The organism is Variovorax sp. GW821-FHT09D07 (genome assembly GCF_059416345.1).
This window is the reverse complement of the sequence record NZ_JBWKOY010000008.1, coordinates 1-13,093: the sequence shown is the minus strand read 5'-3', so window position 1 is coordinate 13,093 and position 13,093 is coordinate 1. Positions and strand designations below refer to the sequence as shown.

Annotated in this window: 14 protein-coding genes; 3 read left to right on the top strand and 11 right to left on the bottom strand. The window is 67.9% G+C overall.

The features are described 5' to 3' along the window. Positions 1-8: 8 nt before the first annotated feature. On the top strand, positions 9-689 hold the full coding sequence (locus AC07OX_RS24370; RefSeq protein WP_495262299.1) for a pentapeptide repeat-containing protein: 681 nt from the start codon (positions 9-11) through the stop codon (positions 687-689). A 9-nt stretch (positions 690-698) separates the two neighbouring features. On the opposite strand, the gene AC07OX_RS24365 is transcribed toward AC07OX_RS24370, so the two are convergent. The 9 genes from AC07OX_RS24365 to phnD all read right to left on the bottom strand — a co-directional run bounded on the left by AC07OX_RS24365 (position 699) and on the right by phnD (position 8,824). Continuing rightward, positions 699-1,151 carry a MaoC family dehydratase gene (locus AC07OX_RS24365; protein ID WP_495262300.1) on the bottom strand — a complete coding sequence of 151 codons (453 nt, stop codon included), beginning with the start codon at positions 1,149-1,151 and terminating at the stop codon, positions 699-701. A 39-nt stretch (positions 1,152-1,190) separates the two neighbouring features. Then, positions 1,191-2,324 (bottom strand): thiolase family protein, encoded by a 1,134-nt coding sequence (locus AC07OX_RS24360; RefSeq protein ID WP_495262301.1) that lies wholly within the window; start codon positions 2,322-2,324, stop codon positions 1,191-1,193. A gap of 94 nt (positions 2,325-2,418) precedes the next feature. Next, complete coding sequence (locus AC07OX_RS24355) at positions 2,419-3,000, bottom strand: TetR/AcrR family transcriptional regulator (protein ID WP_354346233.1); 582 nt, start codon at positions 2,998-3,000, stop codon at positions 2,419-2,421. 45 nt (positions 3,001-3,045) lie between these two features. Beyond that, positions 3,046-4,038, bottom strand: a complete 993-nt coding sequence (locus AC07OX_RS24350) for a Bug family tripartite tricarboxylate transporter substrate binding protein (RefSeq protein WP_495262302.1) — start codon at positions 4,036-4,038, stop codon at positions 3,046-3,048. 44 nt (positions 4,039-4,082) lie between these two features. Next, positions 4,083-5,051: a Bug family tripartite tricarboxylate transporter substrate binding protein gene (locus AC07OX_RS24345; RefSeq protein ID WP_495262303.1), complete on the bottom strand. Its 969-nt coding sequence runs from the start codon at positions 5,049-5,051 to the stop codon at positions 4,083-4,085. 74 nt (positions 5,052-5,125) lie between these two features. Beyond that, positions 5,126-6,229, bottom strand: a complete 1,104-nt coding sequence (gene psrA / locus AC07OX_RS24340) for an iron-containing alcohol dehydrogenase PsrA (protein WP_495262304.1) — start codon at positions 6,227-6,229, stop codon at positions 5,126-5,128. 62 nt (positions 6,230-6,291) lie between these two features. Then, positions 6,292-7,110, bottom strand: coding sequence for a phosphonate ABC transporter, permease protein PhnE (gene phnE, locus AC07OX_RS24335; RefSeq protein WP_495262305.1), 819 nt, complete (start codon positions 7,108-7,110; stop codon positions 6,292-6,294). Next, positions 7,107-7,964, bottom strand: coding sequence for a phosphonate ABC transporter ATP-binding protein (phnC, locus tag AC07OX_RS24330; RefSeq protein WP_495262306.1), 858 nt, complete (start codon positions 7,962-7,964; stop codon positions 7,107-7,109). The genes phnE and phnC overlap by 4 nt, the downstream gene beginning before the upstream one ends. Beyond that, a complete protein-coding gene (gene phnD / locus AC07OX_RS24325; RefSeq protein WP_062482233.1) occupies positions 7,961-8,824 on the bottom strand; it encodes a phosphonate ABC transporter substrate-binding protein in 864 nt (287 codons plus the stop codon). The genes phnC and phnD overlap by 4 nt, the downstream gene beginning before the upstream one ends. Positions 8,825-9,074: 250 nt before the next feature. Between phnD and AC07OX_RS24320 the strand changes: the two genes are divergently transcribed. Next, a complete protein-coding gene (locus AC07OX_RS24320) occupies positions 9,075-9,959 on the top strand; it encodes a LysR substrate-binding domain-containing protein (protein WP_095744730.1) in 885 nt (294 codons plus the stop codon). A gap of 14 nt (positions 9,960-9,973) precedes the next feature. On the opposite strand, the gene xerD is transcribed toward AC07OX_RS24320, so the two are convergent. Further along, complete coding sequence (gene xerD / locus AC07OX_RS24315; protein WP_307590446.1) at positions 9,974-10,888, bottom strand: site-specific tyrosine recombinase XerD; 915 nt, start codon at positions 10,886-10,888, stop codon at positions 9,974-9,976. 67 nt (positions 10,889-10,955) lie between these two features. Next, complete coding sequence (locus AC07OX_RS24310; protein WP_101492274.1) at positions 10,956-11,930, bottom strand: tripartite tricarboxylate transporter substrate binding protein BugE; 975 nt, start codon at positions 11,928-11,930, stop codon at positions 10,956-10,958. 116 nt (positions 11,931-12,046) lie between these two features. Here AC07OX_RS24310 and AC07OX_RS24305 point away from each other — a divergent pair, with 116 nt between their 5' ends. After that, a complete protein-coding gene (locus tag AC07OX_RS24305; RefSeq protein ID WP_495262307.1) occupies positions 12,047-12,964 on the top strand; it encodes an AEC family transporter in 918 nt (305 codons plus the stop codon). The last annotated feature ends 129 nt before the right edge of the window (positions 12,965-13,093 follow it).

Below are 13,093 nucleotides of genomic sequence, written 5' to 3'. Positions count from 1 at the left end.
TTCTCGTGATGACCGATGTGATTTCCGACCAGACCTGGTCACGCGCCGAGCTGCAGGCCTGCCTGCAGGGCCGCGACACGCCACCGCATTTCGAACGCTGCCATTTCGACGAGGCCGACCTGTCGCGCCTCGATCTGCGCGGCGCACAGTTCACGCTGTGCAGCTTCGCCGAAACCTCGTTCGAGCGCGCGCAGCTGGCGGACACGCGATGGGTCGGCTGCCGCGCGCGCCAGGCCGACTTCGGCCTGGCCGACCTCACGAACGCGCGCTTCCAGGACTGCGACCTGAACAACACGCAATGGGCGCGCACCAAGCTGGCCTCGGCGCTCTTCACGGGCGTGAAGCTCACGGGCGCGCACTTCGGCGAGGTGTCGGCGCTGGGCGTCGTGTTCAAGGATTCGCTGCTGGTCGACGCGCACCTGCGCGGCCTGTCGTTCCGCAAGCAGACGCTCGCGCAACTCGACCTGTCGGAGGCCGACCTGTCGGGCTGCGATTTCCGCGAGACCATCTTCGAAGGCGGCAGCCTGCGCAACGCGCACCTGAAGCTCGCGCGCTTCGAAGGCGCCGACCTGCGCGACGTGGACCTGGGCGGCCTGCGGCTGGCCAACGCCGCGCCGTTCAAGGGCGCGACCATCTCCCACCGGCAGGCCGCCGCACTGGTCGAGGAGCTGGGCCTGCGCGTCGTCTGAGTTTGAGAGTCAGGACGTCGCGCTGCGGCTGTGCACCACCAGCTTCGGCGTGAAGTACTGAAGCACCTCGCCGCGCTGGTTGCGCGTCTGGCAGCGCATCGAGACCATCGCGCGGCCGGGCTTGGAGCGCGAGGGCGTGATGTCGACCACTTCGCTCACCACATGCAGCACGTCGCCGGGCCGCGTGGGCTTGGGCCACTGCAGCTCGCCGCCCGAGCCGATGATGCCGTCGGCCAGCGGGATGCCGCTGTCGACCAGCAGCTTCATGGTGAGCGCGGCCGTGTGCCAGCCGCTCGCGGCCAGCCCGCCGAAGAAGGTGTTCTTGGCGGCCTCTTCGTCGGTGTGGAAGGGCTGCGGGTCGAACTGCTGCGCGAAGGCCTTGATCTGCGCCGCGTCGAGCAGGTGTTCGCCGCTCTGGAAACGGTCGCCGACCTTCAGGTCTTCGAGATACAGCTTGTCCATGGGAGTCTCCTTGTTGCGTTGCCCGTCATTCTCGGGCGATCAGACGCGCTCGAGGATGGTGGCAATGCCCTGCCCGCCGCCGATGCATTGCGTGGCCAGCGCGTAGCGGCCGTTCTCGCGCGCCAGCAACGCCGCCGCCTTGCCCGTGATGCGCGCGCCGGTGGCGCCCAGCGGATGGCCGATGGCCAGGCCGCCGCCGTCGAGGTTCACCTTTGCCGGGTCGAGCCCGAGGTCGCGGATGCAGGCCAGCGCCTGCGACGAAAAAGCTTCGTTGATCTCGACCACGTCGAGGTCGGCCACGCTCAGGCCCGCGCGTGCGAGTGCCTTGCGCGTGGCGGGGATCGGGCCGATGCCCATGACGGCCGGGTCGACGCCCACGGTCGCGAACGAGCGGATGCGCGCCAGCGGCTTCAGGCCGTGCTTTGCGGCGAAGGCGTCGCTGGTGACCAGTACCACCGCCGCACCGTCGGTCAACGGCGACGAAGTGCCGGCCGTGACCACGCCGTCGGGACGGAACGCGGGCTTGAGGTTGGCCAGCGCCTCGGCCGAGGTCGAGGGGCGGATGCAGCCGTCGGCATCGACCACCTCGCCGGAGGCCAGGCGCACCGGCACGATCTCGCCGGCCAACCGGCCCTGCGCGCGCGCTTCGGTCGCCTTGCGGTGCGATTCGACGGCCAATGCTTCCTGGTCGGCGCGGCTCACGTTCCAGCGTTGCGCGACGTTCTCGGCGGTCTCGCCCATCGAGATGTAGGCGTCGGTGCTGGCCAGCAGTTCGGGGCTGGGCGAGAAGTTGAAGCCGCCCTGCGGCACCATCGTCATCGACTCCACGCCCACGCACAGGAAGGCGTCGCCCATGCCCGCCTCGATCTGCGCGGCGGCGATGTGCACGGCCTGCATCGACGAGCCGCAGAAGCGGTTCACCGTCATGCCACCCACCTCGTGCGGCAGCCCGGCCAGCAGGCCGACGATGCGCGCCAGGTTGTTGCCCTGCGACGCCTCGGGGTAGGCGCAGCCCAGGATGATGTCTTCGAGCAGCGCCGGGTCGAGGTCGGTGCGCTGCAGCAGGCCCTGCACCACGCCGGCGGCGAGCGTGTCGGGGCGCACCTCGGCCAGTGCGCCCTTCTTGGCGAAGTGGAACGGGGAACGGGCGTAGGCGGAAATCACGGCTTTCATGGGAACACTCCTTGGAGAAAAACTACCTTCCAATCGGTAGGCTTCGGGGTTCAAAAAAAGGCACGCCCGGCGTGCCCGTGGTGAAACGGATCGGTCAGTCCAGCGGCAATGCGCGCCGCAGTTGCGCGATGGCGTCGTCGAAGTCTTCGACGCGGCCCGTCATGCGCGACGCGAGCAGCGCGCCCTGGCACGACGAGAACACGAAGGCCGCGAGCGAGGCCACGGGGTTGTCTTTCTGCGCCTGCGCCGGCACCAGTGCGCCGAGCACGCCGGTGAGCCACATCACCTGCGTGTTGCGCAGGGCCTGCACGGCCTGGCGCAGGTCTTCGTTGATGCAGTCCCAGCCCGGCGCCAGCGCGCCCGCCGGGCACAGGCCCGCGCCGGCCTTCAGCGTGTTGCGGTACATGCGGAAATAGGATTCGAGCGCGTCCTTGGGCTCGCGCGCGCGCGCCGCCACCCAGTCCTTGAAGCCCTGCGTGGCGCCCTGGATCACCGCGATGCCCAGCGCTTCCTTGGTGGGAAAGTGGTGGTAGAGGCTCGCCTTGCGCACGCCCACCGCGTTGGCCACGTCCTGGAAGCTGAAGCCCAGGTACGAACGGGTTTCGATGAGCCCGCGCGCCACCGCGAGGATCTGCTCGCGGGTGCCGCCGGGGGCCAGGGTGGAAGCGTCGTTCATCTACCTACTATAAGGTAGGGAATCTCGCCCCTGCAAGCGCCGGGGTCAATCGGCCTTGATGCCCGCGGCCTTCACGATGCGGCCGTTGCTCTCGAACTCGCTGGCGATTTCCTTGGCGAAGGCGGCCGGCGTGCCCGGGGCGGGCACGTTGTCGGTGGCCGTGAGCTTGGCGCGCAGCTCGGGGCTGGCGAGCGCCTTGTTGATCTCGGCGTTGTACTTCGCGACCAGTGCCGCCGGCGTGCCCGCGGGCGCGAACACACCGAACAGCGAATGGATGTTGGCCGCGCTGTAGCCCAGCTCGGCCAGCGTGGGCACCTGCGGCAGACTCTCGAGCCGCGCGGGCGCGCCGGCCGCCAGCGGGCGCAGCTTGCCCGACTGGATGTGCGCCGACAGCGTCGGGCTGGCGTTGGTCGACAGGATTTCGAACTGCCCGCTCAGCGCATCGTTGAGCTGCTGGCCGCCGCCCTTGTACGGCACGTGCGTGATGTCCACGCCGGCCGCCGCGCGCACCTGCTCGAGCACGATGTGCCCGAGCGAGGCTGGCCCCGACGTGGCCCAGCGCACCGCGCCGGGCTGCGCCTTGGCCTCGGCGATCAGCGCGCGGAAATCTTTCGCCTTGCTGGCCGGCGTGGCCACCAGCAGCACGGGCGAATACATCACGCTGGCCACCGGCACGATGTCCTTCAGCGGGTCGAACGGCAACTTGCCCAGGTGCGGGCTCAGCACCAACGGGCTGATGGCCGAGAAGCCCAGCGTCGCGCCGTCGGGCGCGGCCTTGGCCACGGCGTCCATGCCGATGGCGCCGCTCGCGCCCGCGCGGTTGTCGACGATCACCGTGGTGCCCAGCTGCGCAGCGAGCCGGTCGCCGAGTGCGCGGGCGACCACGTCGCTCACGCCGCCCGCCGGGTAGGCCACGATGAGCCGCACCGTGCGCGGCACGGCCTGCGCATGCGCGCCGCTGGCCGCGCACAGCGCCGCGGCGGCGAGCAGCCGGGTCGTGGTGCGGCGCGAGTGCTTGGAGGCGGCGAGGAAGTTCATGGTGTCGATGAGAAACATGCGTCGAGGAGAAGAAGAAAGATCGGTCAGTCCAGCTGCAGCTTGCGCTCGCGGATCAGCCTGGACCACTTCTCATTGTCCGCCTTGACGAAAGCCGCAAAGGCCGCCGGGCCGAGCGGATGCACCTCGGCGCCGGCCGTCGCGAACTTGGCCTTGATCTCGGGCGTCGCCAGTGCCTTCGCGAGTTCACCCGACAGGCGATCGACCACCTCCTTGGGCATGTTGGCCGGACCGACCAGGCCCTGGAAGCCGACCGCCTCCATACCCGCGAAGCCCATCTCCTTCACGGTCGGCACGTCGGGCAGTTGCGGGTCGCGCACCGGGCCGGTCACGGCCAGTGCCTTGAGCTTGCCGCCCTTCACCTGCGGCAGCAGCACGCTGCCCGCGTCGATGAGGATCTGCGTCTGCCCGCCGAGCAGGTCCTGCACGGCCGGCGCGCTGCCCTTGTACGGCACGTGCGTCATGTCCAGGCCCGTGACCTGGTTCATGAGCTCGCCGTTCAGGTGCGTCGAGGTGCCGTTGCCGCCCGAGGCGAAGTTGACCTTGCCGGGCTGGCCCTTGGCCCACGCCACGAACTCCTTGAGGTTCTTCGCCGGATGGTCGGGCCGCGTCACCGCGATGTAGCTGCCCTGGCTGATCTGGCCGATGTAGGTGAACTGCTTGATGGGGTCGTACGGCGGCTTGCTCTGCAGGTACGGCGCGATGGCGAAGGGGCCGGTGTTGGCCAGCAGCAGCGTGTAGCCGTCGGCCGGCTGGCGCGTGAGCTCGGTCGCCGCGATCATGCCGCTCGCGCCCGGCTTGTAGTCGACCACCAGCTGCTGCTTGAGCGCCTCTTGCAGCGGCACCTGCACCGTGCGCGCTGCGAAGTCGATGCCGCCGCCGGGCGGGTAGCCGACGATCAGGCGGATCGGCTTGGCGGTGGGATAGCCCTGGGCGATGGCCAGGCCAGCGGTCGTGGCCAGTGCGAGGCCGGTGCAGAGTCTGCGAAGGTTCATGGATGTCTCTCGATGTCTCTTGAATAAGAGCATCCATTTTGAAACATCCTGGGCCCTCGCAGCCCCTGCGCAACTCAGGCTTCCTGCGCCTCCACGTCGTTGCCGATGAAGTTGCGCCCGCGCGCCCCGCCCTGCGCATGGCGCAGCATCTCGCGCGCCTCGTCCTCGCCCACGCCGTAGTCGGCGAAGCGCGTCTTCACGCCCAGCGATTCGATGAAGGCCGCGAGCTGCGCCGGCGCGTCGGCCAGCGGCATGCGCAGCGCCTGCGCCAGCACCGCGTCGCGGTCGGGCCGGCGGCCGATCGCGCGGGCCAGCACCATCGGCAGCGGGAACGAACAGGCGATGCCGTGCGGCAGGCCGTAGCGCAGCGTCATCTCGTAGGAGATGGAATGCGCGAGCGCGGTCTTGGTGTTGGAAAACGCCATGCCCGCCTTCAGTGCTGCGAGCGCCATGCGCCCGCGCAGGTCGACGTCGTCGAGCCGGGCCATGAGCTGCGGCAGCACCTCCAGCGTGTCCTGCACGGCCGCCACGGCGAAGGTGTCGGACAGCGGATTGGCGTTGACGTTCCAGATCGCTTCGAGCGCGTGCGACAGCGCATCGAGCCCGCTTTGCAGCGTGACCGCCGCGGGCAGCGACAGCATCAGCTCGGGGTCGATCACCGCATGGCTCGGCCAGGTCTGCGGCAAATGCAGCGAGTACTTCTTCTGACGCTCGCGGTCCCAGATGGTGGCCCACGGTGTGACCTCGCTGCCGGTGCCGGCCGTGGTGGGCACGGCGATGAGCGTCTTGTGGCGCGTGGCGACGAAGGGCCGCTCGCCCGCGAGCCCCGCCACCAGGTCCGCGAAGCGCCCGTGGTCGTCGGCCACCATCAGCGCCTTCGCCGTGTCGATGGCGCTGCCACCACCGACCGCGACGATCACCTCGACGTCGGCGTGCGTGCGCCAGAACCATTCGTAGGTCTCGGCCAGTTCCGCCACGTCGGGGTTGGGCCGCGTCTGGTCGAGGGTGCAGGCCAGCGCGTCGCCAAGCACTGCCTCCAGCCGGTCGAGCAGACCCAGCGCGCGCGCCTCGGGAAAGATCACCAGCGCGGCGCGCCGGCCTTCGAGCAGCTTCGGCAGGGACAGCAGGGCCCCTGCCCCGTACACGCTGTGCACGGGGTTGTGGTAGTTGGCGCTCATGGAGGGGTTTCTTCAGGAGGCGGCCAAAGCCGCGGGGACAGACGCGAGGAGCGATCGAGTCATCAGCGCGCGCCCTGCTGGATCCAGCCGCGCAGCCGGGTCGAGAGGTAGTCGGCCGTCATGACCATCACGACGATCACCAGGATGCAGGTCGCCGTGTCCTGGTACTGGAACAGCTTCATGCTGCCCACGAGCTCGAAGCCGATGCCGCCCGCGCCCACCATGCCCAGCACGGTGGCCTGGCGCAGGTTGGTCTCGAAGCGGTAGACGATCACGCCGATCCACGCGGTGACCACCTGCGGAATCACGCCGAAGATGATGGTCTGGATCGGCCCCGCGCCGGTGGCGCGCAGCGCCTCGATCGGGCCCTGGTCGATCTCCTCGATCGACTCGGCGAAGAACTTGCCGAGCATGCCCGCGCCATGCAGCGCCAGCGCCAGCACGCCGGGGAACGGACCGAGCCCCACGGCCGCCACGAAGATCAGCGCCAGGATGATCTCGTTGATGCCGCGCGTGATGTTCAGCACCTGCCGCATCGCGTGGAACACGGCGACGTTCGGCGAGATGTTGCGCGCCGCGAAGAAGCACAGCGGCACCGCGAGGATCACCGCCAGCAGCGTGCCCCACAGCGCGATCTGCACGGTCTCGATGGCCGGCTTCACGAGCTTGCCCATGAACTCCCAGTTGGGCGGCAGCATGCGCCCGAGGAAGTCGGCGATCCAGGGCATGCCCTTGCCGAGTTCGCTGAAGCTCACCTGGCTGCCGATGGCCGCCCACCAGAGCACGCCGATGCCGGCGAGCACGGCCACGGCGTATTTCCACCAGCCGGGGTTGCCGCCGCTCTTGGCGATCAGCAGGTTGTAGCGTCCGAGGGCGATCATGATTGCTCCATGGCGAGTTGCGGGGCGGTGCACACCGGCGCCGCATGAAGGGCCGCGGCGGGCACGCTCGGCGTTGCGGTGTCAGGCTCTGCGCCTGCAACGGCGGCCTCGGTGCCCTCTTCCACGCCGCCCGGATAGATGAGGTGCAGCACCTCGTCGGTCAGCTCGTCGGGCCGGCCTTCGAACACGATGCGCCCGGCCGCCACGCCGATCACGCGCTGCGCGAACTCGCGGGCGTAGTCGACCTGGTGCAGGTTGCAGATCACCGTGATGCCGTCCTGCCGGCTGGCCTGCTTCAGGTAGTTGAGCACCTTGCGCGAGGTCTTCGGGTCGAGGCTGGCCACGGGCTCGTCGGCCAGGATCACCTTGGGCTTCTGCGCCAGCGCGCGCGCAATGCCCACGCGCTGCTTCTGCCCGCCCGAGAGCGTGTCGGTGCGCAGGTCGGCCTTGGGGTCGAGCTCGACGCGGCGCAGGCATTCGCGGGCGATGGCGATGTCCTTCGCGGGGAACACCTGGAACCACGACAAGAGCGCGGGCATCGAACCCAGCCGCCCCGTCAGCACGTTCTTGAGCACCGACAGGCGCGGCACCACGTTGTAGTGCTGGAAGATCATCGCGACGTCACGGCGCACCTTGCGCAGGCCGGCGCGGTCGCCGCGCGAGCGCTCGCCGTCGACGTGGATCTCGCCTTCGCTCGGCTCGGCCAGGTGGTTGATGCAACGCAGCAGCGTCGACTTGCCCGCGCCCGACGCGCCGAGGATGACGACGAACTCGCCCTTGGCCACCGTGAGGTCCACACGGTGGAGCGCAGTGAAGTCGCCGTAGCGCTTGCACAGCCCGCGGATCTCGATCATTTCATCTTCCTCAGGTCGAGGTTCAGCACCTTGGCCGTGTCGCGGATGATGTTGTAGGCCGCGTCGTTGGTCGGATGGAAACCGTTGAGCAGGCCCTGGTCGGACCAGGGGATGTCCTTCACCTGCAGGAAGGCGGCCTGCACGCGCGTCTTCAGGTCGGCGGGCAGGTCCTTGCGCCACACGGTGGGCGACTCGGGAATCGGGTCCGACTTCCAGACCTCGACCAGGTCTTCGCGCTTGACCAGGCCCTTGGACACGGCAGCGTCGAGGATGCGGTCGGCGATGGCCGCGGCATCGACCTTCTTGTTCTGCACCGCGATCGCGCTCGAGTCGTGCGAGCCCGAGAAGATCACGCGGCCGAAATCCTTGTCGGGATTGAAGCCCGCCTTCAGCAGGCCGGCCTTGGGAAACAGATGGCCCGAGGTGGAGCTCGGATCGACGAAGGCGAAGGTCTTGCCCTTGAGGTCGGCCACCGTCTTGATGCCGGTGTCCTTGTGGGTCACGATCTGGCTGTGGTACGAGGTGCGCCCGGCCTTCTTGGTCTCGGCCACCGCGAAGGCCTCGATGTCGGCCACCGTGGTGCCCAGCACATACGAGAAGGGGCCGAGGTAGGCCACGTCGAGCCGCTTGGAACGCAGCGCTTCGATCACGCCGTTGTAGTCGGCCGCCACGAAGGGCTTGACCGCGAAACCGAGGGCCTTGGACAGCATGTCCATCATGGCCTGGCTGTTGGCAATCATGGCGCGCGAGTCCTCGGAAGGAATCAGCCCGACAGTGAGAACCTGCTGTGCCCGTGCCATCGGCACGAAGGCGGACGCTGTCACGGCGGCAGTGCCGAGCAGCAGCTTTCTACGCTTCATCATGGTTGTCTCCAGTGGTCTGCGTTGCATGGAATCCTCAGGTCGTTTCGAAGGGCAAAAGTACCCGTCTCGAGTCTTCCAGTCGTGCGTGTCATGGTCATGACAACGTGAGGATTCGGGACGTCCGGCGTGTTTCTGTCGAGGCCTGGTCCGTCTTGAGCGCGAGTACATCACTGGTACTCATATCGATCAAATTCAAATTTTTTCGATGATCTATATACTGAACCTATAGATCAGAAAGGCTCCCGCGATGCGCCTCACCCAGCTGCGTTCCTTCTATGCCGTGGCCCGCGAAGGCAGCTTCACGCGGGCCGCCGAGCACCTGCACGTGAGCCAGCCCACCATCACCACGCAGGTGCGCTTTCTCGAAGAGGCCTACCAGGTCGAGCTCTTTCACCGGCGCGGCCGGCGCGTGCAGCTCACCGAGATCGGCGAGCAGCTCATGCAGCTGGCGCAGCAGATCTTCAGCCTCGAAGGCGATGCGGTGGCGCTGCTCGGCGACGCCGGCAAGCTGCGCACCGGCCACCTGCGCGTGGCGGCCGTGGGCCCGTACCACGTGACCAAGATGCTGGTCGACTTCAGCCTGCGCTACCCCGACGTGAAGGTCACGGTGAGCACCGGCAATTCACAGGACGTGCTCGACCGCCTGCTCGACTACAGCGCCGACGTCGGCGTGCTCGCACAGCTGGTGCGCGACGATCGTTTTCTGTCGGTGCCCTTCAGCCAGCACCCGGTCGTGATGTTCGTGCCCTCCACGCACCGCTTCGCGAAGCGGCGCAACATCCGGCTCGCCGAGCTGCAGGGCGAACGGCTCATCCTGCGCGAACAAGGATCGACCACGCGCAAGGCGCTCGAACTGGCACTCGCGAAAGCCAAGGTCGAAGTCGACGTGGTGATGGAGATCAGCAGCCGCGAAGTGATCCGCGAAGCCGTGGCGCAAGGCCTGGGCATCGCGGCCGTGTCGGGCGTGGAGTTCGTGCCGGGGCCCAACCTGCACATGGTCGGCTTCAGCGATACCGAAATTTTTACCTACGCCCACGTGCTGTGCCTGGCCGAGCGGCGCGAGATGCGCATGGTGAGCGCCTTCTACGACACGCTGGTGCCCGCCATCGAAGCGCGCAAGCGCAAGGGCTGAGAACGAAGGCTGCGTCAGCCGCGCGGATGGTGCTGCGCGTGCAGCTGCTTCAGGCGCTCGCGCGCCACGTGCGTGTAGATGGTGGTGGTCGAGATATCGGCATGGCCCAGCAGCAGCTGCACCGCACGCAAGTCGACGCCGTGGTTCAACAGGTGCGTGGCAAACGCATGGCGCAGCGTGTGCGGCGACAGTGGCACGTGGATGCCCGCTGCAGCGGCCTGCTTCTTCACGATGACCCAGAACATCACGCGCGTCATGCCCGCGCCGCGCGCGGTCACGAACAGATCGGGCGTCTGCTGGCCGTCGAGAATCACGGGGCGCGACTCGTCGAGGTAGCGTTCGATCCAGCGCCGCGCCTCGCCGCCGAAGGGCACGAGGCGTTCCTTGTTGCCCTTGCCGAGCACGCGCAGAACGCCATCGTTCAGGCTCATGTCGATCGCCTTCAGCGCCACCAGCTCGCTCACGCGCAGGCCGCTCGCGTACATCAGCTCCAGCATCGCGCGGTCGCGCAGGCCGAGCGGGCTCTCGACATCGGGTGCGGCCAGCAGGTCGTCGACCTGCTTCTCGGACAGCGTCTTGATCGCGCGCGGCATCTGGCGCGCCGGCATGAGGCGGATGCTCGGGTCGGCCGTGATGCGGCGCTCGCGCAGCGCCCAACGGTAGTAGCGCTTGAACACCGTGAGCCGCCGGTTCGCCGAGGTCGCCTTGCCCTTGGTGGACAGGCGCACGCCCATGTAGGCCTGCAGGTCGGTCTCGCGCGCGGCGTCCAGGCCCATGCCGCCCCGCTGTTCGCGCAACCACTGCGCGAACAGCGCGAGGTCGCGGCGGTAGGCGGCCAACGTGTTCTTCGACAGCCCGTCCTCGAGCCAGAGGGCGTCGATGAAGGTGTCGATGTCGGCGGTGGGGGGAGCGGCGGCGGCCTCGGTCATGCGGTGCAAGATAACAAAAGAAAAAGCCGCCCGGAACGCGGGCGGCTTTTGTGGGAAGCGAAGCCGATCAGTCGAGCTTGAGGTTCTGCTTCTTCACGACCTGTTTGTACACGTCGAACTCGGCCTTGATCTGCGCGGCGAACTGGTCGGGCGTGTTGGCCACGATCAGCGAACCGGTGTCTTCGATGCGCTTCTTCACGGCCGGATCTTCCACCGCCTTCTTCACGCCGGCGTTGATCTTGTCGACCACTTCCTTCGGCAGGCCCTTCGGGCCGAGGATGCCGTAGTAGGCCATGCGGTTGACCGGCTCCAGGCCGACTTCCTTGAAGGTCGGCACGTTCGGCAGGCCGGCCACGCGTGTCGGCGCCGACACCACGATCGGCACCAGGCGGCCGCTCTGGATGAAGGGCATCGCCGAGGGCAGGTTGTCGAAGATGATCGGCACCTGGCCGGCCACCACGTCGTTCAGCGCCGGGCCCGCGCCGCGGTACGGGATGTGCGTGACGAAGGTGGTGGTCAGGCTCTTGTACAGCTCCATCAGCAGGTGGCCGATGCCGCCCGTGCCCGACGAGGCGTACGAATACTTGCCCGGGTTCTTCTTCAGCTCGGCCACGAATTCGGCGTAGTTCTTCGCCGGGAAGCTCGGGTTCACGGCGATCACGTTCGGCGTGGCCGCGATGTTGATGATCGGCGTGAAGTCGGTGATCGGGTCGTACGGCGTCTTCGGGTTGATGGCCGGGTTGGCCGCCGTGCTCGACACCGTGGCCACGCCCAGCTTGTAGCCGTCGGCCGGCGCACGCGCCGTTTCGGCCGCACCCACGATGCCGCCGCCACCGGCGCGGTTGATCACCACCACCGGCTGGCCCAGCACCTTGCCCAGCGGGTCGGCGATCACGCGCGCCACGATGTCCGTCGTGCCGCCGGGTGCGAACGGCACGCTCAGTTCGACCGGCTTGGTGGGATAGCCCTGCGCGAAACTCTGACCTGCCACTGCGACCAGCGCGGCGGCGCCCGCAAGCGCGCTCCATTGACGACGTTGCATCGATAACTCCTTGACTAGACGGGACCGGCCGGGGCGGCCGGAAAAAAGCGAAGCCCGGATGCTAGCGGGTCGGGGCTTTCCGTCATGCTGTGGAATACCCACGGTTGTGCCGGTTTATGCTCGAAGCGGTGAACTACGCGCAGCTGCTCTTCCCCGATTTCTCCCTCATCGCCATCGGCTGGCTCCTGTGCCGCTACACCGCGCTCGACCGCCGCGTGTGGGACCAGGTCGAGAGCCTGGTGTATTACTTTCTATTTCCCGTCCTGCTGTTCCATTCGATCGTGCGCAGCCCGCTCGACTTCGGTGCGACCTCGAGCCTGCTGACCGCGGGCGTGGGCGTCGGGCTGGCCGGCATCGCGATGGCGTATGCCCTGCCCTTCGTGCCGGGCCTGCGCACGCACATCGACCGGCACGACCATGCCGCGAGCGCGCAGATCGCGTTCCGCTTCAACTCTTTCATCTGCCTGGCGCTGGCCGAGCGGCTGGCCGGGCCCGAAGGCCTGCTGCTGATCGCGGTGCTGATCGGCGTGTGCGTGCCGATGTTCAACATCGCGGCCGTGTGGCCGATGACGCGGCACGCGCAGACCGGCTTCGTGCGGCAGCTGGTGCGCAATCCGCTGATCGTGGCGACGCTGGCGGGGCTGCTGGCCAATGTGCTGGGGCTCACGGTGCCTGGCTGGTTGACGCCGACGCTCACGCGGATCGGGGCTGCGTCGCTGGCGTTGGGGCTGCTGGCGGCGGGGGCGGGGATGCAGTTCGCGACGTTGGGGAGGGGGAAGGTGTTGGCGATGTCTGTGCTGGCGATACGGCATTTCTTCTTGCCGCTCGTGGCTTGGGGGTTGTCGCTTGCACTAAAGCTGGACGCTACGCAGGCTTCGGTGTTGATGGCTTTTTCTGCTGTGCCGACCGCTTCGAGTGCTTATGTGTTGGCGGCTCGGATGGGATACAACGGGCCTTATGTGGCTGGGCTGGTGACGCTGTCTACGATCTTGGGGGTGGTTAGCTTGCCGTTTGCGTTGGCTCTGCCTCGGTAGTTTCAGCATCCCTGTGGGTTTGCTTCCCGGGGCCGGGTCTCGGCCCGGCGGCCGACCTACTTTTCTTTGCTTCGCCAAAGAAACGTAGGCAAAAGAAAGGCGACCCTACTGTCTGCGTCCCTACGCTTC